The organism is Mesorhizobium sp. M7A.F.Ca.AU.002.02.1.1 (assembly GCF_003998535.1).
Classification (GTDB): Bacteria; Pseudomonadota; Alphaproteobacteria; order Rhizobiales; family Rhizobiaceae; genus Mesorhizobium; species Mesorhizobium ciceri.
Genome location: NZ_RZPB01001401.1, coordinates 1 through 660 on the forward strand (window position 1 = coordinate 1; position 660 = coordinate 660).

The 660-nt window shown below is 65.8% G+C and carries 2 protein-coding genes; both read right to left on the reverse strand.

What is annotated here, in order from left to right; all coding sequences use genetic code 11:
* Positions 1-259, reverse strand: a 259-nt coding sequence (locus tag EN879_RS37985) for an SAM-dependent methyltransferase (RefSeq protein WP_245493960.1), incomplete at its 3' end; no start/stop codon positions are given.
* The gene (locus EN879_RS37990; protein WP_013531079.1) at positions 256-642 is read right to left on the reverse strand and encodes a cobalamin biosynthesis protein; all 387 of its coding nucleotides are present in this window, start codon (positions 640-642) and stop codon (positions 256-258) included. The genes EN879_RS37985 and EN879_RS37990, both read right to left, overlap by 4 nt.
* Between the last annotated feature and the right edge of the window lie 18 nt (positions 643-660).

Sequence of the window (660 nt, forward strand, 5' to 3'; positions counted from 1 at the left end):
GTACCGACAGGTCGCCGGAATGCAGGCGGGCGACATCCTGGCCTGATTTGTGCGCCTCGAGATAGGCGGCCTCGATCTCGTCGAGCGACATCGGCGCGGTGTCGACCAGCTTTGTCCCCGGCGCGCAGTGCTGCAGCAATTCGGGCGCGACGATCGAGCCGGCATGCAGGCAAACCGGGCAGTTTGCCAAAAGCCTTGCGCCGCGCAGCGTGATGAGGTCGGCCGCACCTGGACCGGCGCCGATGAAATGAACGGTCATGGCGCATCTCCGCTGATGGCGATGGCACAGGTGACCGGGCCGAGCACGGTGCGGGGGCCAAGCAGTTTTGCGCCTGTGCCGGCCACGGCGAGGGCGGACGCCTCGGAGACCGATGGTGTGCCGGCAACATCCTGCGAGAGATCGGAATGGCTGAGCGTATCCGACGAGGCAGCTTGAAGTGCTGAGTCGTCGACGACGATGACGGGAAGACTCAGCGTGCGGCCAGCGGCGGCGATCGCTTCTTCATCCTTCTTGAACGCGGCAGTCGCCAGTGCCGACAGCGCCGTCATCGCCAACCCATGCGCCTCCAGCGCCGTTTCGATCGCCGCAAGCACCTCTTCCACGCCCACGCCCTTTCGGCAGCCTATGCCCGCGACCATCATGGCTTCATCCAGCTCCAT

Excerpts from the sequence above, each read along its gene's own strand:
- EN879_RS37990 (WP_013531079.1), bottom strand. The coding sequence starts at position 642 with ATGATGGTCGCGGGCATAGGCTGCCGAAAGGGCGTGGGCGTGGAAGAG.